The sequence below is a fragment of the Janibacter limosus genome (assembly GCF_004295485.1).
GTDB lineage: Bacteria > Actinomycetota > Actinomycetes > Actinomycetales > Dermatophilaceae > Janibacter > Janibacter limosus_A.
On the sequence record NZ_CP036164.1, the window covers coordinates 2,610,152 to 2,633,791 of the forward strand.

At 71.9% G+C, this 23,640-nt stretch carries 23 protein-coding genes; 9 read left to right on the forward strand and 14 right to left on the reverse strand.

All coding sequences use genetic code 11. The features are described from left to right. Window position 1 precedes the first annotated feature (1 nt). Window positions 2-478, forward strand: coding sequence for a (2Fe-2S)-binding protein (locus tag EXU32_RS12465; protein WP_130630194.1), 477 nt, complete (start codon window positions 2-4; stop codon window positions 476-478). Between the two features lie 72 nt (window positions 479-550). Here the strand turns inward: EXU32_RS12465 and htpX are convergent, their stop codons facing one another. The 11 genes from htpX to EXU32_RS12520 are packed head-to-tail and all read right to left on the reverse strand — an operon-like array spanning window position 551 to window position 10,060. Then, window positions 551-1,402, reverse strand: a complete 852-nt coding sequence (gene htpX / locus EXU32_RS12470; protein WP_130630195.1) for a zinc metalloprotease HtpX — start codon at window positions 1,400-1,402, stop codon at window positions 551-553. A gap of 23 nt (window positions 1,403-1,425) precedes the next feature. Further along, window positions 1,426-2,934 (reverse strand): proton-conducting transporter membrane subunit, encoded by a 1,509-nt coding sequence (locus EXU32_RS12475; protein WP_130630196.1) that lies wholly within the window; start codon window positions 2,932-2,934, stop codon window positions 1,426-1,428. After that, window positions 2,931-4,409 carry a complex I subunit 4 family protein gene (locus EXU32_RS12480; protein ID WP_130630197.1) on the reverse strand — a complete coding sequence of 493 codons (1,479 nt, stop codon included), beginning with the start codon at window positions 4,407-4,409 and terminating at the stop codon, window positions 2,931-2,933. The genes EXU32_RS12475 and EXU32_RS12480 overlap by 4 nt, the downstream gene beginning before the upstream one ends. Further along, on the reverse strand, window positions 4,406-6,250 hold the full coding sequence (locus EXU32_RS12485) for an NADH-quinone oxidoreductase subunit 5 family protein (RefSeq protein ID WP_130630198.1): 1,845 nt from the start codon (window positions 6,248-6,250) through the stop codon (window positions 4,406-4,408). Before EXU32_RS12485 ends, EXU32_RS12480 begins: the two co-directional genes overlap by 4 nt. After that, window positions 6,250-6,549 carry an NADH-quinone oxidoreductase subunit NuoK gene (gene nuoK / locus EXU32_RS12490; RefSeq protein WP_130630199.1) on the reverse strand — a complete coding sequence of 100 codons (300 nt, stop codon included), beginning with the start codon at window positions 6,547-6,549 and terminating at the stop codon, window positions 6,250-6,252. Before nuoK ends, EXU32_RS12485 begins: the two co-directional genes overlap by 1 nt. After that, entirely contained in the window at window positions 6,546-7,064 is a 519-nt protein-coding gene (locus tag EXU32_RS12495; protein ID WP_130630200.1) for an NADH-quinone oxidoreductase subunit J family protein, read from the reverse strand. The genes nuoK and EXU32_RS12495 overlap by 4 nt, the downstream gene beginning before the upstream one ends. Next, entirely contained in the window at window positions 7,061-7,627 is a 567-nt protein-coding gene (locus EXU32_RS12500; RefSeq protein ID WP_130630201.1) for a NuoI/complex I 23 kDa subunit family protein, read from the reverse strand. Before EXU32_RS12500 ends, EXU32_RS12495 begins: the two co-directional genes overlap by 4 nt. Continuing rightward, window positions 7,624-8,580, reverse strand: a complete 957-nt coding sequence (gene nuoH, locus EXU32_RS12505; protein ID WP_130630202.1) for an NADH-quinone oxidoreductase subunit NuoH — start codon at window positions 8,578-8,580, stop codon at window positions 7,624-7,626. The genes EXU32_RS12500 and nuoH overlap by 4 nt, the downstream gene beginning before the upstream one ends. Further along, on the reverse strand, window positions 8,577-9,107 hold the full coding sequence (locus EXU32_RS12510) for an NADH-quinone oxidoreductase subunit C (RefSeq protein ID WP_130630203.1): 531 nt from the start codon (window positions 9,105-9,107) through the stop codon (window positions 8,577-8,579). Before EXU32_RS12510 ends, nuoH begins: the two co-directional genes overlap by 4 nt. A gap of 1 nt (window position 9,108) precedes the next feature. Further along, the gene (locus EXU32_RS12515) at window positions 9,109-9,690 is read right to left on the reverse strand and encodes an NADH-quinone oxidoreductase subunit B (RefSeq protein WP_130630204.1); all 582 of its coding nucleotides are present in this window, start codon (window positions 9,688-9,690) and stop codon (window positions 9,109-9,111) included. 13 nt (window positions 9,691-9,703) lie between these two features. Continuing rightward, complete coding sequence (locus tag EXU32_RS12520) at window positions 9,704-10,060, reverse strand: NADH-quinone oxidoreductase subunit A (RefSeq protein ID WP_130630205.1); 357 nt, start codon at window positions 10,058-10,060, stop codon at window positions 9,704-9,706. A gap of 135 nt (window positions 10,061-10,195) precedes the next feature. Here EXU32_RS12520 and EXU32_RS12525 point away from each other — a divergent pair, with 135 nt between their 5' ends. The 5 genes from EXU32_RS12525 to EXU32_RS12545 all read left to right on the forward strand — a co-directional run bounded on the left by EXU32_RS12525 (window position 10,196) and on the right by EXU32_RS12545 (window position 15,944). Continuing rightward, window positions 10,196-11,701: a M28 family metallopeptidase gene (locus tag EXU32_RS12525; RefSeq protein WP_242612782.1), complete on the forward strand. Its 1,506-nt coding sequence runs from the start codon at window positions 10,196-10,198 to the stop codon at window positions 11,699-11,701. Window positions 11,702-11,881: 180 nt separating this feature from the next. Then, window positions 11,882-12,364: a DUF4870 domain-containing protein gene (locus EXU32_RS12530; RefSeq protein WP_130630206.1), complete on the forward strand. Its 483-nt coding sequence runs from the start codon at window positions 11,882-11,884 to the stop codon at window positions 12,362-12,364. Further along, the gene (locus EXU32_RS12535; RefSeq protein ID WP_207233792.1) at window positions 12,328-12,816 is read left to right on the forward strand and encodes a hypothetical protein; all 489 of its coding nucleotides are present in this window, start codon (window positions 12,328-12,330) and stop codon (window positions 12,814-12,816) included. The genes EXU32_RS12530 and EXU32_RS12535 overlap by 37 nt, the downstream gene beginning before the upstream one ends. A 150-nt stretch (window positions 12,817-12,966) precedes the next feature. Further along, the gene (locus tag EXU32_RS12540; RefSeq protein WP_130630207.1) at window positions 12,967-14,838 is read left to right on the forward strand and encodes a 2-oxoacid:acceptor oxidoreductase subunit alpha; all 1,872 of its coding nucleotides are present in this window, start codon (window positions 12,967-12,969) and stop codon (window positions 14,836-14,838) included. Between the two features lie 2 nt (window positions 14,839-14,840). Next, window positions 14,841-15,944 (forward strand): 2-oxoacid:ferredoxin oxidoreductase subunit beta, encoded by a 1,104-nt coding sequence (locus EXU32_RS12545; protein ID WP_130630208.1) that lies wholly within the window; start codon window positions 14,841-14,843, stop codon window positions 15,942-15,944. A 168-nt stretch (window positions 15,945-16,112) separates the two neighbouring features. On the opposite strand, the gene EXU32_RS12550 is transcribed toward EXU32_RS12545, so the two are convergent. Continuing rightward, the gene (locus tag EXU32_RS12550; protein ID WP_130630209.1) at window positions 16,113-17,417 is read right to left on the reverse strand and encodes a D-arabinono-1,4-lactone oxidase; all 1,305 of its coding nucleotides are present in this window, start codon (window positions 17,415-17,417) and stop codon (window positions 16,113-16,115) included. Continuing rightward, entirely contained in the window at window positions 17,414-18,571 is a 1,158-nt protein-coding gene (locus EXU32_RS12555) for an alanine racemase (RefSeq protein ID WP_242612783.1), read from the reverse strand. Before EXU32_RS12555 ends, EXU32_RS12550 begins: the two co-directional genes overlap by 4 nt. Before the next feature lie 156 nt (window positions 18,572-18,727). On the opposite strand from EXU32_RS12555, the gene EXU32_RS12560 reads away from it, so the two are divergent. The 3 genes from EXU32_RS12560 (at window position 18,728) to rarD (ending at window position 22,611) form a co-directional block, all read left to right on the forward strand. Next, window positions 18,728-20,812, forward strand: coding sequence for a PhoX family protein (locus EXU32_RS12560; protein ID WP_165399666.1), 2,085 nt, complete (start codon window positions 18,728-18,730; stop codon window positions 20,810-20,812). A 74-nt stretch (window positions 20,813-20,886) separates the two neighbouring features. After that, window positions 20,887-21,642 carry a class F sortase gene (locus tag EXU32_RS12565; protein ID WP_130630210.1) on the forward strand — a complete coding sequence of 252 codons (756 nt, stop codon included), beginning with the start codon at window positions 20,887-20,889 and terminating at the stop codon, window positions 21,640-21,642. A 30-nt stretch (window positions 21,643-21,672) separates the two neighbouring features. Beyond that, entirely contained in the window at window positions 21,673-22,611 is a 939-nt protein-coding gene (gene rarD / locus EXU32_RS12570) for an EamA family transporter RarD (protein WP_130630211.1), read from the forward strand. A 23-nt stretch (window positions 22,612-22,634) separates the two neighbouring features. Here the strand turns inward: rarD and EXU32_RS12575 are convergent, their stop codons facing one another. Beyond that, window positions 22,635-23,639: a polyprenyl synthetase family protein gene (locus EXU32_RS12575; protein ID WP_130630212.1), complete on the reverse strand. Its 1,005-nt coding sequence runs from the start codon at window positions 23,637-23,639 to the stop codon at window positions 22,635-22,637. Window position 23,640 lies beyond the last annotated feature (1 nt).

Genomic DNA, 23,640 nt, shown 5'->3' on the forward strand with positions numbered 1-23,640 from the left:
CATGTCCAGTCACACCTTTGTCCTCAATGGCGAGAAGGTCACCGTCGACGTCGAGCCCGGCGTGCGCATCCTGTGGGTGCTGCGTGACGTCCTCGGCGTCACCGGCCCCAAGTATGGGTGCGGGATCAACGTCTGCAAGGCCTGCACGTCGCACATCAACGGCAAGGCCTTCAACCCGTGCTCCGTACCGGTGAGCGAGCTGTCCGCCGACGACGAGATCACCACGATCGAAGGCCTCGCCGACACCGTGGACACCGATCTGCACCCGATGCAGGACGCCTGGATCGAGCACGATGTCGCGCAGTGCGGCTACTGCCAGCCCGGTCAGATCATGGCCGCCGTGGCCCTGGTCAACAAGGTCAAGGCGGAGGGTCGCGCCATCGCCGAGTCCGACCTCGACGGCATCAGGAACCTGTGCCGGTGCGGGACCTACCCGCGTATCCGGCAGGCGATCCGTACGGGCGAGCAGCGCATGTGACCCGCGCCCGAGCACGAGCGAAGGGCCCGACACCCCAGCGGTGTCGGGCCCTTCGTGTGTCGCGAGGTGGCCTCAGTACAGGCGCGGTCCCCCGGCCATCCCCTCGAGACGCGCGATGCGCTCGGCCATCGGCGGGTGGGTGGAGAAGAGCTTGGAGACGTCGCGCGCCCTGAAGGGGTTGGCGATCATCATGTGGCTGGCGTTCTGCAGCTCCGGCGTGGGCTCGAGCGGGGCGTTCTGCACACCCGTCTCGAGCTTGCGCAGCGCCGAGGCGAGCGCCAGCGGGTCACCGGTGAGCGACGCCCCGTCCTCGTCGGCGTCGTACTCGCGGGTGCGCGAGATCGCCATCTGGATGACCATCGCGGCGAAGGGGGCCAGGAGCGCCACCGCGATGCCCGCGATCGGGTTGCGGTCCCGTCCGCCGAACCACAGCGCGATCGAGGCGACCGACGAGATGATCCCGGCGATGGCGCCGGCGACGGACCCGGTGAGGATGTCCCGGTTGTAGACGTGCATGAGCTCGTGGCCGAGCACGCCGCGCAGCTCGCGCTCGTCGAGGAGCTGCAGGATGCCCTCGGTGCAGCAGACGGCCGCGTGCTCGGGGTTGCGGCCCGTGGCGAAGGCATTGGGTGCTGCGGTCGGCGAGACGAAGAGCGCGGGCATCGGCTGGCCCGCCTTCTGGCTCAGCTCCTGCACGATCCGGTACATCTGCGGGAACTGCTGCGGGTCGGCCGGCACGGCGCGCATCGCCTTGATGGCCAGCTTGTCGGAGTTCCAGTAGCCGTAGGCCGTCATGGCCACGCCGGCGAGGCCGAAGAGCCACAGGTAGGTGCTCCCACCGATGGCATAGCCGACGAGGAGCAGCAGGGTGAAGATCGCGCCGAAGAGCGCTGCGGTCTTCAGCCCGTTGAAGTGGTTGTGCATGTCCCGTCCAACGCCGGGGAGGCTCAGGTCGTTCCCGCGCCGAGGAGCAGCACGGGCACCACGGTGGCGGCGAGGAGCACCAGACCGGCGACGAGCGCCACCCTCGTGGCGGTGGGGTCGACCGGCTCGGGGGTGCGCTCGTCCGGGGCCGGCAGGAGCAGCAGCGCCACCCAGCGCAGGTAGGCCGCCAGCCCGATGACGACGGCGACGACGGCCGGCAGTGCCACCCACCACAGTCCCTGGGCCGCGAGCGGACGCAGGACGAGGAACTTGGCGAGCAGGCCGGCGACTCCCGGCGGGAGCCCGGCGAAGGTCAGCAGGGCCAGCCCCAGGACGGCCGCGTGGAGGGGGCGGCGTCGCAGCAGCCCGCGGTCGTCCTCGAGACGTCGCGGCCCGTCGACGCCGAGTGCCGCCACGACGGACAGGGCAGCGACGACCGCGACGACGTAGACGGCGAGGTAGCCGACGGCGGCATCGACGTCACCGGCGACGAGCGGCGCCAGCACCCAGCCACCTTGGGTGACGCCGGACCACGCGATGAGACGAAGGGGGTCGCTCGCCCGGAGCGCGAGGGCGGCACCGACCACCATGGACACGACGGCCAGGACCGAGAGCGCGGGCTGGATCGCCGCGTGGACGCTGACCGACCCGTTGACGACGGCGATCATGCCGCCGAGCGCGGCCACGGTCGACACGCTCGCCAGGAGCATCGCGACCTCGGCGCCCGCGCGCGGGTAGGTGGTCGGCGCCCAGGCGTGGAAGGGGATGAGCGAGAGCTTGAAGGCGACGGCCACGAGGAGCAGGACGATGCCGAGCGTGAGGACCGCGCGCATCGCCGCCTCCTGGCCGGGGGCCCAGGACGCGACGCCGCCGAGCCGCAGGCTGCCGGTCGCGGTGACCCACAGGCCGGCGCCGACCACGGCGATCGCGAAGGAGGTGACGGAGGTGGTGATGAGGTTGAGGGCGCCGCTGTCGCGGGGTGCGCCACGCATGACGGCGAGCGCGACGACGGGCAGCGTCGCCAGCTCGAGCCCGACGAGCCAGGTCCCCAGGTCGTGGGCCACGGCCACGACGGCGGCCCCGGCGACGGTGGCGAGGAGCAGGGCGACCTCGACGCCGGGGTCGGCGACCGGTCGGGCGCCCGGGGAGTCAGGGCTCTCGGGCGGGCTGCCGCGACGACGTGCGAGGAGGACCAGCACTGCCAGACCGGCGCCGGCGGCGAGGGCCTGGAGCAGGGCACCGGAGGCGCTGACCCGCAGGAGGCAGTCGCTGGCGACCACGCCGGGGGCATCGGTGACGGCCAGCGCCGGGTCGCCCGACAGGCACAGTGTCGACACCTCGCCACCGCCGTGCGCGCGCAGCCGCAGGACCACGGCGCCCACCAGCGCGACGAGGAGGGCCACGGCACCGATGACGGGAGCGGGCACCTGCCGCCTGGGGGCGATGGCGTCGACCGCCAGCGCGGCGACCGCGCCGAGCGCGGGAGCCAGGACGGGTGCTGCGACGACCAGGTCGAGGGTGGGGGCACTCATCGGGTCACCACTCCCACGAGCGCGGGGTCGGTGACGGCGAGCAGCAGCCCGGGCACGACGCCGAGCACGAGGACCGCGAGGGCGAGCAGGGCACCCGCGAGCAGGTCCGTGCGCCGCAGCTCTGCGGCCGGCGCGGCGTCACCACCGGGGTGGTCCTCCCCCAGCCAGACGAGTCGCGCGACCCGGAGGGAGTACCCGGCGGCGAGCGCGGCACCCACGGCCGCGGCGACCGCGCAGCCGACGAAGAGCGGGCCGGAGCGGTCCGCTGCCGGGGAGAGCGCAGCGATCACGGCGGTGAACTCCCCCCAGAAGCCGGCGAGCCCGGGCAGCCCCAGGCCGGCTGCGAGCCCGACGAGCAGGAGCAGCCCGGTGACGGGGGCGCCCTCGCGCAGGGCTGCTCGCGGGGTCCTCAGGTCGTCGTCGCCCCATTGGTGCTTCAGCCCACCGACCACGAGGAAGAGCAGCGCGGAGATGACCCCGTGGGCGATGTTGGCGTAGAGGGCGGCGGCGACACCGGTGTCCGACCCGGTGGCCAGGGCGAGGGCGACGAAGCCCATGTGCGCGATGGACGACCAGGCGATCAGTCGCTTGAGGTCGGTCTCGACGAGGCAGACGAGGCCGCCCCAGATGATGCCGATGCTGCCGCACACGGCGAGCACCGGGGCGATGGTGGCGAACCCGTCGGGCACGGTCGCCAGGGGGAGCCGCACGAGGCCGTAGGTGCCCATCTTGAGCAGGACCGCGGCCAGGAGCATCGAGCCCGCGGTCGGTGCGGTGGTGTGCGCCAGTGGCAGCCAGGAGTGCAGCGGCCAGACGGGCACCTTGACCGCGAGGCCGAGCGTCAGCAGGACGGCGATGGTCACCTGGGTCGCCGCGCTGAGGCCCTCGCCCCGGGCCGCGCCCAGTGCCTGGAGGTCGGCGGTGCCGGCGCTGCTGACGAGCAGGAGCACGCCGAGGAGCATCAGGGTCGACCCGAGGCCGGTGTAGAGGACGAATCGGGCACCGGCCTCCCGACGCGCCTGCGGGTCGCGCTCATCACCGAACCGGGTGATGAGCACCCACATCGGGACGAGCACCAGCTCGAAGGCGACGACGAAGAGCAGCGCGTCGCGCGCGGCGAAGGTCGCGACCGCTCCCGCGAGCGTGATCAGCAGGCAGCCGACGAAGGTGGCCTGGCTCCCGCTCCGCGGACGCTCGCCCCACGTCGTCAGGCAGGCCGCAGCGGTGACGGCCGCGGCGAGCACCGCCAGCGGGCCGCTGATGCCGTCGAGCCCCAGGTGGATGCGCAGACCGAGGGAGGGCAGCCACGGGATGTCGACGACGGCCTGGGTCGACCACGCGACCACCAGGAGCACGAGGGTCGCCAGGGCGCCGACCACGCCGGTGCGGGTGGCGGTCCTGGCCGACAGCTCGGTGCCACCGCCGAGCAGCACGGTGCCGACGAGGAGGGGCAGGACGCAGGCGAGGCCGATCACGAGGACCCCACGAGGACGAGGGCGGTGACGACGGCGACGGCCAGCAGGCCACCTCCGAGAAGGGCGAGCCCGGAGGCTGGTCGTGAGCGTCGGTGCGCGGTGGCGCCGGCGTCGCTCAGCCCGAGCACGCCCCACGCGGCGGCCCGCACGTAGGTGTCGATGACCTCGCGGTCGAGGAAGGCCACGAGACGGGCCAGCGACGTCACGGGTCGCACGACGACGAGCCGCTGCAGCGCCCCGACGCCCAGCCCGACGCCGACCGCTCGCCCGGCGCGACCGTCGACGAGCCGCCGCTGCACCCCGAGGTGGTGCAGCGCGTAGCCGACGGCGACACCGAGCAGTACCAGCGCGAGCACCAGCACGAAGAGCCCGAGCGGCACGTGGCCGGCGTCGGGCAGCCGGCCTCCCAGTGCGAGGCCGCCCAGGATGCTGGTCACCGCGAGCACGACGAGGATCGCGCTGACGGCGGCCGGCATGACGGCCCGGGCACGGACGCGCTCGTCGCTGCCGAGGGCGACGACGAGGAGCGCCCGGGTGGCGTAGGCGGCGGTGAGCACCGCGGTGACGAGCAGCGACCCCAGGACGAGGTGGGCCACGGGTCCGCGCGCGCCGACGTCCTCGCCGACGGCCGCGATCACGTGCTCCTTGGTCAGTCCACCGAGGACGAGCGGCACGCCGGCGAGGGAGACCAGCCCGGCTCCCCAGGCGACGAGGGCCACCGGGTGCGAGCGTCCGCTCCCGACGAGCGCGCTGGCCGCTGTGGACCCCCGGGTCATGGCGAGCCACCCGATGGTGAGGAAGAGCAGGGCCTTGAAGATCGCGTGGCCGTAGATGTGCCCGAGCGCGGCCCCCGTGGTGGGTCCGGTGCCCGCCGCGGCGAGCGGCGCGAGCATGACGCCGACCTGGCTGATCGTCGACCAGGCGAGCAGTCGCTTCAGGTCGGGCTCGACCAGCGCGCAGATCGCCGCCAGCACCATCGTGGCCGCGACGGAGATGCCGAGCAGCGCCCGCGCGGGCTCGGCGCGCAGCAGCAGCGGCAGGAGCTGGGCGAGCACGACGGTGCCTGCGGCGACCATCGTCGCGGCGTGGATGAGGGCGGAGGCGGGGGTCGGTCCCTCCATGGCGTCGAGGAGCCAGTCGTGGAAGGGCAGCTGTGCCGACTTGCCGAGGACACCGATGACGACGAGCACGAGCGCGACCGAGCGGGTCGCCGGGTCTGCAGCGGCCGAGGTCCAGTGCTCGATGACCTCGGCCCGACCGCTGGTGCCCGCCCCGGCGATGAGCACGCTGACGCCCAGGAGCAGCCCGATGTCGGCGATGCGGGTGACGATGAAGGCGGTGTGCCCGGCCCGTCGTGGGGCCTCCCGACGCGACCAGTGCCCGATGAGCAGGTAGGAGCACCAGCCCATCACCTCCCACCCGACGACCGTCAGGACCAGGTCCGCTGACAGGACGACCATCAGCATCGCCGCGGCGAAGAGCGCGATGCTCGCGTGGAAGACGCCACGGCGGTCGTCGGCGGCGAGGTACCAGGCCGAGTAGGTCTGCACGAGCGCGGTGACGAGCGCGACGACGAGGACGAGGAAGGCACTGGTCGCCGAGAGCGACAGGTGAAGCGGCAGGTCGATCCCCCCGAGGGGTGCGCCCGGTCCCGTCCCCAGCGCTTCGGCGAAGGGAGCCCCTCGCGCCCCGGTCGGCGCGCCAGCGAGCGCGACGACGGACAGGACGAGGGTCACGGCACTGCCCAGCACGGCGACGAGGGCCGCGAGGGAGCCCCGGCGCGCCAGGCCGAGGGCCAGGGCTGCGGTCAGGCACGGCAGCGCGAGGATCGCCCAGGCCATCAGCCGGCGTCCCCGGAGAGGTCGATGTGTCCGCGCCGTCGGTAGGCCGCGACGATCACGGCGAGGGCGACGACGACCTCGGCGGCTGCGATGGTGATGACGAAGAGGGTCAGCACCTGTCCCGACCACGACGGGTCGCGACCGACGGCACCGGCCGTGACGAGCAGCAGCCCGCCACCGGCCAGCACCAGCTCGGCGCCCACGAGCATGAGCACGGCGTTGCGACGGGCGAGGATCCCGTAGAGCCCGAGCCCGATGAGCAGGCTGGCCAGGAGCTGGGGCCCGGCGGTGTGGATCATCGCGCGTCCTCCCCCGAGGTGTCAGCGGTCGTCAGGCCGGAGACGGCGAAGGCGCCGACCAGTGCCGCGAGCAGCAGCAGGGAGAGCAGCTCGAAGGGCCACACCCAGGTGGAGAAGATCTGCCGGGCCAGCTCCTCGCTCCCCGCGGGGCGCACCTGCGCGCGGGTGGCGGTCGGCAGGAGCACGGCCGCGACCAGCCCACCGGTCCCGGCGCCGACGCACCCGGCGAGCACCCGGTGGGCGCGCCCGGTGGAGTGCTCCGCGCGCGGTCCGATGGGCGCCCGGGTCAGCATGAGCGCGACGATGATGAGCACCACGACGGCCCCGACATAGACGAGCAGCTGCACCAGGGCGACGAGCTCGGCCCCGAGCACGAGGTAGCAGCCGGCGAGGCCGAGCAGCGCGACGACCAGCCAGAGCGCGGAGTGCACGACCTGCCGCGTGGTGACGGCGAGCGCGGCGGCGGCCGCGGTGATCAGGCCGGTCGCGGCGAAGGCGAGGTCGAGTCCCGTCATCGTGACTCTCCGCGCGAGTCAGGTTCTCGGGGGGGACGCGGGGGGCGGGGCCCCCCGCGTGTTGGTTTGTTGGCAGCGGTCACCTCGGGCGCCTCGGCGGCCGCGGGGTCGAGCTCGGGCGGCGCGGGGACGTCGGCGACCCACTGGCCGAGGCGGTCCTTCTCGTGGAGGAGGTCGCGGATGTCGGTCTCGGCGTACTCGAACTGAGGGCTCCAGAAGAGCGCGTCGAAGGGGCACACCTCGACGCAGATGCCGCAGTACATGCACAGCGAGTAGTCGATGGCGAAGCGGTCGAGGACATTGCGCTGCCGGGCACGGCCGCCCTCCTTGGCGGGAGGCACCTCCTCCTTGTGCGAGTCGATGTGGATGCACCAGTCGGGGCACTCGCGGGCGCAGAGCATGCACGAGGTGCAGTTGCTCTCGACGAGGGCGATGACCCCGCGGGAGCGGGCCGGCAGCTCGGGCGCGACGTCGGGGTACTCGGCCGTGTGCGGCGGGCTCATCATCTGGCGCGCGGTCGTCGCCATGCCCTTGACCAGCCCGGGGATGAAGTCCTTGCTCATGCCGTCACCACCACTCCGACTGCGGTGAGCGCCAGCTGGGCCAGCGCGAGGGGCACGAGGACGGTCCACGCCAGGCGTTGCAGCTGGTCCTCGCGCATCCGCGGCCAGGAGACCCGGATCCAGATGATGAGCAGCACGATCAACGCTCCCTTGAGCAGTGTCCAGAGCCAGCCGAGCTGGTCGGCGAAGGGTCCCTGCCAGCCGCCCAGCCAGAGGATGCCGAAGAGCAGGCTCATGACGACCATGCCCGCGTACTCGGCGAGCATGAAGAAGGCGAAGCGCAGGCCGGTGTACTCGGTCCACGGACCCATGACGACCTCGCTGTCGGCGATCGGGGCGTCGAAGGGGACCCGCTGCAGCTCCGCGGTCGCGGCGACGAGGAAGACGAGGCCGCCGGGCAGCTGCCAGAGCAGCCACCAGGGGGACCATGCCTCGACGACGCCGGCGAGCGAGAGCGTCCCGGCAGCCATGGCGACCGACGCGACCGACAGCACGAGGGGCAGCTCGTAGGCGAGCAGCTGTGCGGCGGAGCGCATCCCACCGACCAGCGCGTACTTGTTGGCGCTCGCCCACCCGGCCATGAGCGTGCCGAGCACCCCGACACCGATGACGGCCAGGACGAGCAGCACGCTGCCCGGCACCTCGGCCGCGGACAACCCGGGGTGGATCGGCAGCAGCGCGACGGCGATGACGTAGGGGATGAGCGCGACGGCCGGCGCGAGGCGGAAGACCGACCGGTCCGCGGCAGCGGGAGTGATGTCCTCCTTCTGCACGAACTTCACGCCGTCGGCGACGAGCTGCGCCCAGCCGTGGACCCCCCCGGCGTACATCGGGCCGAGCCGGCCCTGCATGTGGGCCATGACCTTGTGCTCGGCCTGGCCGGCGACCAGCGGCAGCACGAGCACCGCTGCGAGCGCGGCGAGCGAGCGAAGGGAGATCTCGAGCAGGCTCATGGCTCTCGCGGCCCCCACTCGGGCCCGGGCACCCCAGGCGCCGCCACGCGGCGGCGGCTCGGCGACTTGCTCGAGTGCCCTTCGCCGGGTTCCTTGCCGCCCGGCCAGGGCCGGGTCGCGCGGGCCGCGAGGACGAAGGACTTGCGCAGCGGCGTCCCCTCGAAGCCGTCGGGCAGCAGGAGCGGGCGCAGCCCCAGCCCGGTGCCGTCGACGAAGCCCTCGAAGTCCTGACCGAACATCTCGTGGGTCTCGCGTTCGTGCCACGCAGCACCGGCGAAGACACCGGTGATGCTCTGCACGCTCTCCCCCAAGGGGACTCGCGTACGCATGAGCAGCGTGCGCTGGTCGCGCTCCGGGGTCGGGACGGGGTCGATCAGGTGGCAGACGATGTCCAGGCCCGGCGCGTCCTCGCGGTCGCTCTCGTCGACGGCGCTCAGCCAGTCGAAGTAGGTGAAGCCGTCCGCGTGGGCGTCGCGCGCCGCGCGCAGCCACTCCGGCGGAGTGACGGTGAGGCCCTGCTGGGGCATGTCACGCCCCCTTCGTCGGTCGTCGCAGGAGGCCGCGGCGCACCTCGCCCGCCTCGGCGGTCCGGTGACCGGCGTAGCGTGCCCGCAGGGTCGTGGTGGACAGCGACTCGGCGGCGATGCGGTCCTGCAGGGTGAGGATCCCGTGCAGGAGCGCCTCGGGGCGCGGCGGGCAGCCGGGCACGTAGACGTCGACGGGGACGAGCTGGTCGACGCCCTTGGTGACCGAGTAGCTGTCCCAGTAGGGGCCGCCGGAGTTGGAGCAGGCGCCGAAGGAGATGACGTACTTGGGCTCGGGCATCTGGTCGTAGAGCCGGCGGATCGCCGGCGCCATCTTGTCGGTCACCGTGCCCGAGACGACCATGAGGTCCGCCTGCCGCGGGCCGGGCGCGAAGGGGATGACGCCCAGCCGGATGAAGTCGTGCCGGGCCATTGACGCGGCGATGAACTCGATGGCGCAGCAGGCCAGGCCGAAGTTGAAGACCCACAGCGAGTAGCGCCGCCCCCAATTGAGGACGACCTTCATCGGCTGGGGTGCGTGGGCACCGACGGGCCCCACGCGCGGCATCGGCAGGTCGGTGGTCATCGCGTCGCTCCCATCAGGTCCACCGCAGCAGTCCGCGGCGCAGCGCGTGGACGAGGCCCAGCAGGACCACCCCGATGAAGATCGCGACCTCGAGCAGGCTCACCGGGCCGAGGTCGGTGCGCAGGACGAGCGCCCACGGGAAGAGGTAGACGGCGTCGACCGCGAAGACGACGTAGAGGAAGGCGTAGGCGAGGTAGCGCACCCGGGTCTGCGCCCAGTCGCGCCCGACGGGGTCGACGCCGGACTCGTAGGTCGTCAGCTTGGCGTGGGTCGGCGCAGCGGGCGCGAGCAGGCGCCTGGCGGTGTAGGCGGCCACGACGAGGAGCACGCCCGCGACGAGCGTGCCTGCGACGACGAGGTAACCATCCACGCTCGGCACCCTATCCGCGCGAGCACCTGCTGAGCGGGATCGCTCTCACCCTGCAGGTTCGTCTCGCAGCCAATAGCCTCGTCGGTCACCGGCTGGGCAATGGGGCCCATCCGGTCACCCTCTGGAGGAATCATCGTGCGATCACGTACCGCAGCCGCTACCGCGGCCGCCGCGACCGCGGCCCTGGCACTCACCACCCTTGCCAGTGGCCCGGCCCAGGCCAACAACCCCAACAACTCGAAGAAGATGACGCAGGCCGTCACCGTGGAGAACGTCCACGCGCACCTGCAGGCCCTGCAGGACATCGCGGACGCTAACGACGGCAACCGCGGCGCCGGCACGTCCGGCTACGAGGCCAGCGCGCAGTACGTCGAGAAGACGCTGCACGACGCGGGCTACACGACCCAGCGGCAGGACTTCTCCTTCATCTACGAGGAGGTCCACGAGTCCAGCCTCGCCGAGGTCTCCCCCGACGCCCGCACGGTCGACGGCATCCCGATGTCCTACAGCCAGCCCACCCCCGCCGAGGGCGTCACCGCCGAGCTGGCCGCCCCGACGACGGCCATCGGCTGCACCGCCGGCGACTACGCCGGCGCCGACGTCGCCGGCAAGATCGCGCTCGTGAGTCGCGGCGAGTGCTCCTTCGGCGAGAAGGCGATCGCTGCCAAGGCGGCCGGTGCCGACGCCGTCATCATCTACAACAACACGACGGGCGCCCTCAACGGCACGCTCGGTGGCGTCGAGCCCGACAGTGCTCCCGCCACCGGCGTCACCCAGGAGGAGGGCCAGGCCCTGCTCGCCAAGATGGCTGCCGGCCCGGTGACGATGAAGCTCGTCCTCACCAAGACGATGGAGGAGCGCGAGACCTTCAACGTCATCGCCGAGACCGAGTCCGGCCGTGACGACAACGTCGTCATGCTCGGCGCGCACCTCGACAGCGTCGGCGACGGGCCGGGCATCAACGACAACGGTTCCGGCTCCGCCGGGATCCTCGAGACGGCCGTCCAGCTGGGCAAGGTCAACAAGCTCAACAACAAGGTCCGCTTCGCCTTCTGGGGCGCGGAGGAGCTCGGCCTGCTCGGCTCCGACCACTACGTCGCCGACCTGCAGGACAACGACCCGGCCGCGCTCGACGACATCGCGACCTACCTCAACTTCGACATGATCGGCTCGCCCAACCACATCATCGGTGTGTACGACGCGGACGAGTCGACCTACGAGGCCCCGGTCGACGTCCCGGCGGGCTCCGCCGAGACCGAGGACGTCTTCACCGACTACTTCGACGGCATCGACCAGCCGTGGGTGGACACCGAGTTCTCCGGTCGCAGCGACTACTCGGCCTTCATCGCCGCGGGTGTCCCGGCCTCCGGGCTCTTCACCGGCGCCGACGGGACCAAGACCCCCGAGGAGGTCGAGAAGTTCGGCGGGACCGCGGGGATCACCTACGACCCCAACTACCACACGCCCGCCGACGACATCACCAACATCAACATGGACGCGCTCGACATCATGAGCGACGCGATCGCCCACTCGACGATCACGCTCGCCCAGTCGACGAAGGCGATCAACGGCAAGTCCAGCCGTGGCAAGAGCGGGCAGCCCGCACCGACCGTCCTCCCGGACGGTGTCGAGGCAGCCTGACCATCCGCACTGCCCCAGGGCAATGCGGTCCGTACCGGTGAGGGGGACGTCCTGCGGGACGTCCCCCTCGTCGTGCCCACGGGCGAAGGGGGGATGTCCCCCCTTCGCCTGCGGAGGCCGCCCGGATTGGCTCGCCGCCGCCGAGCGGGCAGAGTCGTGCTGAGACCACAGGAGGAACACATGAGCGAGCACCCGCAGCTCCCGCACCAATCCCAGCCGGCACCGCCCCCGCAGCCCTCGTCCCAGCCCCACGGCCAGACGCCGCCGCAGCCGCCACCGGGAGCCGGGCTGCCGCCCGGCTACACGCCGGCGGCGCTGTCCCCGACGGAGGAGCGCAACCTCGGCATGGTGGCCCACCTCGTGCCGGCCGTCCTGCTGCCGCTGAGTGCCGGGACCCTGGGCTTCGTCGGGTCGCTCGTCATCTACCTGATGTACAAGGACCGCGGACCCTTCGTACGCCAGCACGCGGCCAACAGCCTCAACGTGCAGATCATCACCGCGATCCTGCTGGTGGCCTCGAGCGTCCTGATGCTCGTGCTCATCGGCTTCATCGCCTACCCGCTCGTCATCATCGTCGCGACCGTCATCCACATCATGGGTGCGGTCAAGGCCAACAACGGTGAGTGGTGGCAGCCGCCGATGACCCCGCAGATCGTCCGGTGACCACGACGGCGACGGGGGTCGTCGTCGCCGGCCACGGGGTCGCCTCCGGGAGGGCGAGCGACTCCCCCTTCGCCGCCGGGACGATCGCGCTGCAGGCGCCGCACTTCGCGGCCCGAGGGCTGGACCTGTCCCCCTTCGTCATGGCGACGGTCAACCTCGACCTCGCCCCGCTGCGGCTCGTCCTCGAGGAGCCGCGGTGGACCTTCGCGGACGTCGACTGGACGGACGTGCACCCGCCGGAGACCTTCTCCTTCGTCGGGTGCGCGGTCACCCGCGGCGACGAGCGGGTCGAGGGGCTCGTCTACGTGCCCCACCCGGAGACCAAGCCGATGCACCACCAGCCCGCGACGATCGTCGAGCTGCTGCTGCCGCGGCTGCCGGGCCTCGCTGCCGGCGAGGTGCTCGAGCTGGAGGTCGCGCGCGGCCAGGCCCGGCTCGGCCGCGCGGGCTGACGGGCCGCTCGGCGCGCGATCCATAACCCTGAGTTATCCATCTCATAACGTGACCGACTGGATCACAGGAATCAGGGCGACCTAACATGGAAGGACGCCCCGGGGGTCTCCCGCGGCACGACCGACCTGCGAGGGGCACGACCACCCACCATGAGCAGCACAGCGACGACCCAGGCCAAGGATCGCGTCATCATCCGCTTCGCCGGCGACTCCGGCGACGGCATGCAGATGACGGGTGACCGGTTCACCGCCGACAGTGCGGCACTGGGCAATGACCTGTCCACGCTGCCCAACTTCCCGGCGGAGATCCGCGCGCCCCAGGGGACGATGGCCGGCGTCAGCTCCTTCCAGCTGCACTTCGCCAGCTGGGACATCCTCACCCCGGGCGACGCCCCCGACGTCCTGGTGGCGATGAACCCCGCGGCGCTCAAGGCCAACCTCGGCGACGTCCCGCGGGGCGCGACGATCATCGTCAACACCGACGAGTTCACCACCCGCAGCCTGAAGAAGGTCGGCTGGACCAGCAACCCGGTCGAGGACGACACCCTCGAGTCCTGGCACGTGCACGCCCTGCCGCTGACCTCGATCACGGTCGCGGCCCTGGCGGAGTTCGACTCCCTGACCCGCAAGGAGAAGGAGCGGGCGAAGAACATGTTCGCCCTCGGCCTGCTGTCGTGGATGTACTCACGCTCCACCACCTCGACCGAGGACTTCCTCGCCGGCAAGTTCGGCGCCAAGCCGGACATCCTCGCGGCCAACCTCGCCGCGCTGCGCGCCGGGTGGAACTACGGGGAGACCACCGAGGACTTCGCGGTGCCCTTCACCGTCGCCGCCGCCAAGACCCCGCCGGGCACCTACCGCAACATCACCGGCAGCGCGGCCCTGGCGCTCGGCCTGGTCGCCGGCGCGCACCGCGCGACCCGCCCCCTGGTCCTCGGCTCGTACCCGATCACCCCGGCCAGCGACGTCCTGCACGCCCTGTCCAACTACAAGCGGCACGGCGTGACGACCGTGCAGGCAGAGGACGAGATCGCCGCCATCGGCGTCGCGCTCGGTGCCTCCTTCGGCGGGTCGGTCGGCGTGACCACCACCTCCGGGCCCGGCGTGGCCCTGAAGTCGGAGACCATCGGCCTGGCCGTCAGCCTCGAGCTGCCGCTGGTCATCGTCGACGTGCAGCGCGGCGGACCCTCCACGGGCCTGCCGACCAAGACCGAGCAGTCCGACCTGCTGCAGGCGATGTTCGGCCGCAACGGCGAGTCGCCGGTACCGATCATCGCGCCGCAGACCTCCGCCGACTGCTTCGACGCGGCCATGGAGGCCGTGCGGATCGCCACGACCTACCGCACCCCGGTCTTCCTGCTCTCCGACGGGTACCTGGCCAACGGCTCCGAGCCCTGGCAGGTCCCGGCCGTCGCCGACCTGCCGTCCTTCCCCGTGGAGCTGGCCACCGAGCCCAACGGCGTCGACGCCAAGGGCAACCCCGTCTTCCACCCCTACGTGCGCGACGAGGAGACCCTCGCCCGGCCGTGGGCCGTGCCCGGCACCCCCGGTCTGGAGCACCGCGTCGGTGGCATCGAGAAGGACGCGGTCACCGGCAACATCTCCTACGACCCCGACAACCACGACCTCATGGTCCGCACCCGTCAGGCCAAGGTCGACGGCATCGCGGCCACGATCGGTGACCTGCAGGTCGACGACCCGAGCGGCGACGCCAAGGTCCTCGTCCTGGGCTGGGGCTCGACCTACGGCCCCAACCTGGCCGCCGTGCGCCGCCTGCGCGCGGACGGCAAGTCCGTCGCCCACGCGCACCTGCGCCACGTCAACCCCTTCCCGAGCAACACCGGTGAGGTCCTGCGCCGCTATGACCGCGTCATCGTCCCCGAGATGAACCTCGGACAGCTGGCGATGCTGCTGCGCGCGAAGTACCTCGTCGACGTCCGCTCCCACACCTCGGTGCGCGGTCTGCCCTTCAAGGTCGCCGACCTCGCCGAGGTCATCGACACGGCCCTCCAGGAGGTCTGAGCATGAGCATCGATCTCGGCATCCCCACGGTCGCCTCCGGCACCGACGGGGTCCCCACCCTCCCCGAGGGCGAGAAGCACACCCGCAAGGACTTCGCGTCCGACCAGGAGGTGCGCTGGTGCCCCGGCTGCGGTGACTACGCCATCCTCGCCGCGGTCCAGGGCTTCCTGCCCGAGCTGGGCCTGCGCAAGGAGAACATCACCTTCATCTCCGGTATCGGGTGCTCCTCGCGCTTCCCGTACTACCTCGACACCTACGGCATGCACTCGATCCACGGGCGCGCCCCGGCGATCGCGACGGGCCTGGCGACCAGCCGCCCCGACCTGTCGGTGTGGGTCGTCACCGGCGACGGCGACGCCCTGTCGATCGGCGGCAACCACCTCATCCACGCGATGCGCCGCAACGTCAACATGACGATCCTGCTCTTCAACAACCGGATCTACGGGCTGACCAAGGGCCAGTACTCCCCCACGTCGCAGCCCGGTCTGGTCACCAAGTCCTCGCCGATGGGCAGCGTCGACGCCCCCTTCAACCCCATCTCGCTGGCGTTGGGCGCCGAGGGCACCTTCGTCGCCCGCACGATGGACTCCGACCGCAAGCACCTGACCGAGGTCCTCAAGGCCGCTGCGGCGCACCGCGGCACGTCGATCGTCGAGATCTACCAGAACTGCCCGATCTTCAACGACGGCGCCTTCGAGCTGATCAAGGACATCGAGCAGCAGAAGGCCCGCCTGGTCCACCTGCGCGACGGCGAGGCGATCGCCATCGGCGAGGACGACGAGCGCGAGCTCCTCGTCCGGGGCGAAGGGGGGTCCGTCCGCTTCGTGCCGGAGGCCGAGGTCTCCGCGCAGGGCCTGGCCGACCAGGTCGTCGTCCACGACGTCACCCTCACCGACCCCAGCCAGGCCTTCTCGATCAGCCGGCTGGACTCCGAGTCGATGACGCACGTGCCGATGGGCATCTTCCGCGCCGTCGACCGCCCCACCTACGACGACCTGACCCGCGCCCAGGTCGACGCGGCCGTCGAGCTCGCCGGTGGCCCCGCCACCGACGACGACCTGCAGTCCCTCCTCAACGGCAAGGACACCTGGACCGTCGAGGGCTGACTCACCCTCCCCCCTTCGCATCTCCTTGAGGTCGTACGCACCCACTGCGCATCTCCTTAAGGTCGTACGGCCTCGGGTGCGCATCTCCTTAAGGTCGTACGGCCTCGGGTGCGCATCTCCTTAAGGTCGTACGCACCCACCGCGCATCTCCTTAAGGAGATGCGGTTTTCAGGGGCCGAGGACGCGGTCGAGGTAGTCGTTGGTCAGGACCCGGTCGGGGTCCAGGCGATCGCGAAGGGCGACGAAGTCCCCGTGTCGTGGGTACAGCCGGGCGAGCTGCTCGGCGCCGAGCGTGTGCAGCTTGCCCCAGTGCGGACGGCCGGCGTGCGCGGCGACGATCTCCTCGAAGGCCGCGAAGTAGGCCCGGTGGTCTCCCCGGTGGTACTGGTGCACCGCGACATAGGCATTGGCCCGGTCGTACCCGGTGGACAGCCACATGTCGTCAGCGGCGGCGACCCGCACCTCCACGGGGAAGGAGATCGGCTCGCGGCGCCGCTCCACCCACGCGACCAGATCGGCCAGCACGTCGCCCACCGCCTCGCGCGGCACCGCGTACTCCGACTCGACGAACCGCACGGTGCGAGGCGTCACGAAGACCTCGTGGGAGGCCGCCGTGTACGACCTCTCGGTGAGCGCCCGCGCCGCGATCGCGTTGAAGGGCAGCACTGCTCGCGGCGCCTTGGTGAGCACCCGGTTGGCCGCGCCGAAGACCGTGTTGGACAGCAGCTCGTCGTCCAGCCGCCGGCGCCACGGTGCCAGCGGCTCGTGCACGTCGTCGTCGACCAGGTCGTTGGCCTTGGTCTGCACGCGACGGGTCCCGGGGAACCAGTACATCTCGAAGTGCCGGTGCGCATCGAAGTGCTCCTGGATGCGCGGCAGCACCACGTCGAGCGAGTCCGGTCGCTCCACCGCACGCAGCCGGTAGGCCGGCAGGCAGGCCAGCTCGATCTCGGTGATGACCCCGAGCGCGCCCAGCCCCACGCGGGCCGCACCGAAGAGCTCCGGGTCGCTCTCGTCGACCCACCGCTCGCTGCCGTCGACCGTGACGAGCCGCAGCCCGACGATGCCGGCAGCGAGCCCGGCCAGCCCGGCGCCGGTGCCGTGAGTACCCGTCGACGTGGCGCCGGCGAGCGTCTGGGCATCGATGTCGCCGAGGTTGGGCATCGCCAGACCGAGCAGGTCGAGGGCGGTGTTGAGGACGCGAAGGGGGGTCCCCGCCAGCACGCGCACCCGGCCGCTCCCCCGGTCGGCCGAGACGATCCCGCTCAGCCCGGTCAGGTCCAGTCGCAGGTCGTCAGCCTGTGCGATCGCCGTGAAGGAGTGGCCGCTGCCGACGGGCCGCACGCGCCTCCCTTCGCCCGCCGCGGAGCGGATCTGCTCGGCCACCTCCCCAGGGGTGCGGGGCCGCAGCACCGTCGCGTCGTCCGTGACATTGCCCGCCCAGTTGGACCATGCGGTGGAGGACCGGCTCATCCGAAGTTCTTCCCCTCGCCCCGGTAGGTCGGCACGACGTCGACCACCTCGTCGCCGCTGATGACGACGTACTCGTCGAAGCGCTCGGCCGGCTCGCCGGCCTTCGCGTGGCGGAACCACACCCGGTCGCCGATGGCCAGATCGCGAGCGGCCTTGCCCCGCAAGGGGGTCTGCACCTCGCCGGCGCCCTCGGTCCCGATCAGCCGCAGGCCGGCGGGGTGGTGCACCATGGGCACGCGTGAGTCGCCAGCGGGGCCAGAGGCGATGTAGCCGCCGGAGAAGCAGGTGACGACGTCCCTGGCCGGGCGCCGCACGACCGGCAGGGCGAAGGCCACCGCCGGCTGCGGGGTGAAGTCGTCGTAGCCGTCGAAGAGCGTCGGTCCGACCAGGCCCGACCCGGCCGCCAGCTCGGTGAGCGAGGCGTCCCTGCCGGTGAGGTGCAGGGACCCCGTCCCGCCGCCGTTGACGATCTCGAGCGGTCCGACCACGGCCTCGACGCTCGACCGCACGGCCGAGCGACGACGCCGCAGCGAGGCGTCGCTGCGGGCCTTGACCAGGCGGATCGCTGCCGAGCTGTCGGGCAGCCCGGCGATCTGCGCGTCGTAGAACATCAGGCCGACGACCCGCAGGCCGGCGTCGCGAGCAGCCTTGGCAACACTGGCTGCTCGCCGCGGTGAGCGGGTCGGGCTGCGCCGCACCCCGAGGTGCGCCGGACCGATGCGCAGGGAGGCATCGACGTCGACGACCACCCGCACGGGCGCTCCCTTCGGCAACCACTGCCGTAGGGCGTCGACGTGCTCGATCGAGTCGACGACGACGCTCACCTGCTCCAGCGCGACCTCGTCGGCGACGAGCGCGGCGAGTGCCTCGCGGTCGGTCGTCGGGTAGGCGACGAAGACGTCGCGCACGCCCTGCCCGACGAGCCAGAGCGCCTCGGGGAGCGAGTACGACATCACCCCGGCGAAGCCCGGTGTCGCCAGGGCCCGCTCGAGCAGGTGCCGCACCCTGATCGACTTGCTCGCCACCCGGATCGGCCGGCCGGCCGCCCGGCGCACGAGGTCAGCGGCGTTGGCGTCGAAGGCATCCAGGTCCACGACGGCGAAGGGGGCGGACCTCCCCTTCGTCGCCCGGTCCCACACATCGGCTCTGCTCACGGCGCCCACGTTACTCGTGGGTCATCTGACCGGTGTTCGACCGGGCGTCACCTCCTCGTCACCTGAGCGCCGCCCGGCGTGAGCCTCGCCTCCCTACGTTGCGAAGGTCCCTTGCGCCACTCCGCCCGCACCCGGGCCCCTCGGAGGAAGAACGACATGACACCACCCCGCAACGACCGCACCATGCTCCCCCTCGCGACGGGTCACCGCGACGGCAGCCGCTCGGCCGCCACCTGCATCTGGAAGTGCAACGACGCCTGCAGCAAGCCGGTGCCCAACACCTCTGACAACGAGTACTTCGGCGACGTCGTCGCCGCCTCGCGCCGCTCCGTGCTCAAGGCCGGCGGCGCCGCCGCTGCGCTGGCCGGCCTCACGACCGCCGCCGGTGCCGCGCTCGCCGAGCCCGCGGCCGCCGCCGCCGCCTCGAAGCCCGGGCCCAAGGCCCCCTTCGGCTTCACCGGCATCGACCCCGTCGCCGCCGGCACGGACAAGGTCGTCGTCCCCGAGGGCTTCCAGTGGGCCCCGATCATCGCCTGGGGCGACCCGATCCTCGCGGGCGCGCCCGCCTTCGACTTCGACCGCCAGACCGCCGCCGCGCAGGCCGGTCAGATGGGCTACAACTGCGACTACGTCGGCGTCGTGCGCAACGGCAGCGCCAACCAGGCCGTGCTCGTCGTCAACAACGAGTACACCAACAACGACCTGATGTTCCACGACTACGCCGGTGCCACGTCGATGACCGACGACCAGGTCGAGATCACGATTAACGCGCACGGCATGACCGTCGTGGAGATGACCCGCAAGAACCCCAACAGCAAGTGGGTCTACACCAAGGGCGCCCCGCTCAACCGCCGGATCACCGCCCAGACCCCCTTCGAGCTCGTCGGGCCCGTCCGCGGGCACGACCTCGTCAAGACCTCCGCCGACCCCGCCGGCACCACCCCGGTCGGCACCTTCGGCAACTGCGCCGGGGGCACCACGCCGTGGGGCACGATCCTGTCGGGCGAGGAGAACTTCAACGGCTACTTCACGCAGCCGGCCGCGCCGGGCACGGACCTCGCCGGCCAGGGCGCTGCCCGCTACGGCCTCGCCGGCGGCAGCTCCGCCCAGCACGACTGGGACCGCCTCGACGAGCGCTTCGACCTGACCAAGGAGCCGCAGGAGGCCCACCGCCACGGCTGGGTCGTCGAGGTCAACCCCTTCGACCCGAGCGCCGCCCCGCGCAAGCTGTCCGCGCTCGGCCGCCTCAAGCACGAGGGCGCCAACGTCGTCGTCGCGTCCGACGGCCGGGTCGTCGCCTACATGGGTGACGACGAGCGCTTCGACTACATGTATAAGTTCATCTCCAAGGGGACCTACGTCGAGGGCGACCTCGCCAACAACCTCACCCTGCTCGAGGAGGGCGACCTCTACGTCGCCAAGTTCTCGGGTGACGGGTCGGCCGACGGCCTGCACGACGGCACCGGCGAGTGGCTGCCGCTCGTCGTCGACGGTCAGTCCACGGTCGAGGGCATGACCCTCGAGGAGGTCCTGGTCTTCACCCGTCTGGCCGCCGACAAGGTGGGCCCGACAAAGATGGACCGGCCCGAGGACGTCGAGGTCAACCTCGTCAACGGTCGCGTCTACGCCGCGCTCACCAACAACTCCAGGCGCACCCCGGCCCAGCTCGACGAGGCCAATCCCCGCGCCAGCAACAAGCACGGCCAGGTCCTGGAGATCACCCCCAGCTCCGGCGATCACACGGTGACCGGTTTCGACTGGAAGCTCGTCCTCGTCTGCGGCGACCCCGACGACCCCGAGACCTACTTCAACGGGTACGACAAGTCCCAGGTGAGCCCGATCTCCTGCCCCGACAACGTCGCCTTCGACTCGGCCGGCAACCTGTGGATCGCCACCGACGGCAACGCGCTCGGCCACTGCGACGGCATGTACCTCATGCCGCTCGAGGGCGAGCACAAGGGGCACCTCCAGCAGTTCCTCTCGGTGCCCGCGTTCTCCGAGTGCTGCGGCCCGCTCGTCGAGTGGGACGACCGGGTGGTCTTCGCCGCCATCCAGCACCCCGGTGAGGAGACCGGCGCCAGCACGACCAACGTGCTCAGCCGTTTCCCCTACCAGGGCAACACGCAGCCCCGGCCCGCGGTCATCATGGTCTGGCCCGAGGCGAAGGGCGGTCCGGGCAAGGGGTCGAGCAAGGCCGCGAGCAAGGGCAAGAGCCAGAGCACGGCCACGACCGGTCGCTGAGCGACCGGCAGCAACCGGTGGGCCGTCCGCGACATCTCTCGCGGGCGGCCCACCTCCCGTGACAAGGTGACGACATGCCCCTCCCCCGCCGGTCAGGCAGCAGCCTCGCGGTGACCGCCCTCGTCCTGGCGCTCGCCGCGTGCGGGTCCGGGGAGCCCACGACCCCGGGAGGGACCTCCCCTTCGTCCTCGGGGGCGCCGACCGGCCCGGCCGCGTCCGCCACGACCTCGACCCCCCGCGCCTTGACCTCGACCCCCCGCGCCACGGCCTCGTCGAGCAGCTCGACCAACGAGCCCGACCCCACCGTCTCGGTCTCCTCGGCCAAGGACTCGCCCCAGTCGGCTGCAGCCCGCACCGCGGGCCTCGGCGCCGCGGACGCCACGAGCCCCGCGAGCAACCTGAGCATCCCGGCCGTCGGGCTGTCCACCTCGCTCGAGGCGCAGGGTCTGCGGGGCGGCAAGGTCAACCCCGATCCCGGCCAGGTCATCTGGTTCACCGGGTACGACCGGGTGCGTCCCGGCGCCACGGGCACGAGCGTCATCGCCGGTCACGTCATCTCGGGCGGCCAGCCCGACTCCTTCGCCGCGCTCGAGCAGCTGACCAAGGGGGACGGCGTGCTGCTGTCCTACCCGGGCGGGGCCACGTTGCGCTTCGAGGTGACGAGCACCGACATCGTCGACAAGGACGAGCTGACCACCAGCGCGCAGGTCTGGGGCGCCAACTCCGACACCCGCCGGGTCGTGCTGGTGACCTGCGACGACCAGCTGGGCTTCCGCACCGACGGCCACCGCAAGGCCAACTTCGTCGCCGTCGCGGAACTGCCCTCCTGACCCACCCTCGGCCCGGAGTAGCCTCGCGACGTGACCCCTCAACGTGACGCCCGTGGCGTCCTCGCCGCGTGGCTGGCCTACGGCATCTGGGGGCTCTTCCCCTTGTACTTCCACGCCCTTCGCCCTGCCGGGGCCACGGAGATCCTGGCCCACCGGGTCATCTGGACCTTCGTCCTGTGCGTCGTCGTGCTGCTGCTGCGTACCGAGCTCGTGGCCCTGTTGCGTCAGCTGCGGGGGCGCCTGGCCCTGGGCGTCGGCATCGCCGCCTACCTCATCGGCATCAACTGGTTCGTCTACGTCTATGCCGTGGGGATCGGGCAGACCAACGAGGCCGCGCTCGGCTACTTCCTCAACCCGATCGTCACCGTCGGTCTGGGCGTGCTCGTCCTGGGTGAGCGGCTGCGCGCTCTGCAGTGGGTCGCCGTCGCGATCGGTGCCCTGGCCGCCGTCTACCTCACGGTCGCCGGAGGCGGCCTGCCGTGGATCTCGCTCGTCCTCGCGATGAGCTTCGGTGGCTACGGTCTGACCAAGAAGAAGCTCGGCGCGACACTGCCGGCCCTGCAGTCCTTGTCAGCGGAGACGATCTTCCTCCTGCCGCCCGCCCTGGGGCTCGTCTGGTGGCTGACGGCCAGGGGTGACTCGACCTTCACCACGGACGCCCCGTGGCACCCGCTGCTCCTCGTGTCGGCGGGCGTCATCACCGCGATCCCGCTGCTGCTCTTCGCCGAGGCCGCCCGCCGCATCCCGCTGGTGACGATCGGGCTCATCCAGTTCATCACCCCGGTCATCCAGCTGGTCGTCAGCGTCACCCTGCTCGGCGAGCACGTCGACCCGGCCCGCTGGCTCGGCTTCGCCATCGTGTGGGTCGCGCTGGTCTGCCTGACGGTCGACTCACTGCGCACGGCGCGGCAACGGCGACGCCCCGCTCCGGACGAGTGCGCGTCCTTGGAGCCGGTCGAGCCCGTCTGACCCCGAGACGTGCGAAGGGGGACTCAGCCCACGCGGTGGACGACGCCCTCCATGAGGGCGATGAGCGCCGTCTTGGCGTCGCTGTCGGGCAGCGAGCCGAGCGAGTCGACGGCCTGCCGACCGACGGCGAGGGTCTCCTCGCGGGCGTCGGCCATGGCCCGGTGCGGGCGCAGCAGCTCCAGGGCGCGCTCGACGCGCTCGGGCTCCTTGAGGTCGGAGCGCAGCAGCTCCTGCAGCTCGGCGTCGGCAGGGTCGCTCGACGCCAGGGCGTTGAGCACGGGCAGCGTGCGCTTGCCCTCGCGCAGGTCGGTGCCGGGCGTCTTGCCGGTCTCGTCGGAGTCGCTGGAGATGTCGATGAGGTCGTCGGCGAGCTGGAAGGCGACACCGAGGTGCTCGCCGTACTCCGTGGCCATCGCGACGACCTCGGGGCGGCAACCGCCGTACATCGCGCCGTACCGAGCCGCGGTGGCGACGAGGACGCCCGTCTTGTCGGCCAGCACCCCGCGGTAGTACTCGCGCGCGTCCTGCCCGTCGGGGCGGGGCCGGTCGTCGCGGATCTGACCGGAGCACAGCCGGATGAAGGTCTGCGCCTGGATCTTGACCGCGTCGGCGCCGAGGTCGGCGATGATGTCCGAGGCCGTGCCGAAGAGCAGGTCGCCCACGAGGATCGCGGTCGAGTTGTCGTAGAGCGCGTTGGCGCTCGGGGCGCCGCGGCGCAGGTCCGCCTCGTCCATGACGTCGTCGTGGTAGAGGCTGGCCAGGTGGGTCAGCTCGACACCGGCAGCGGCGGCCACGACCTGCTCGTTGATCCCCTCGCCCAGCTCCGCGACCAGCATCGTGAGCATCGGCCGGAACCGCTTGCCCCCCGCCTTGGTCAGATGGAGGCTGGCCTCGGTGATGAAGTCGTCCTCGCTGCGGGTGCGCTCGATGATCAGCGCCTCCACCTGCTCGAGACCGGCAGTCAGGCGCGAGGTCAGGTCCTCGCTCGCCTGGGGCAGTGCGAGGACCGGCGGGGTCGAGCTGGTCAAG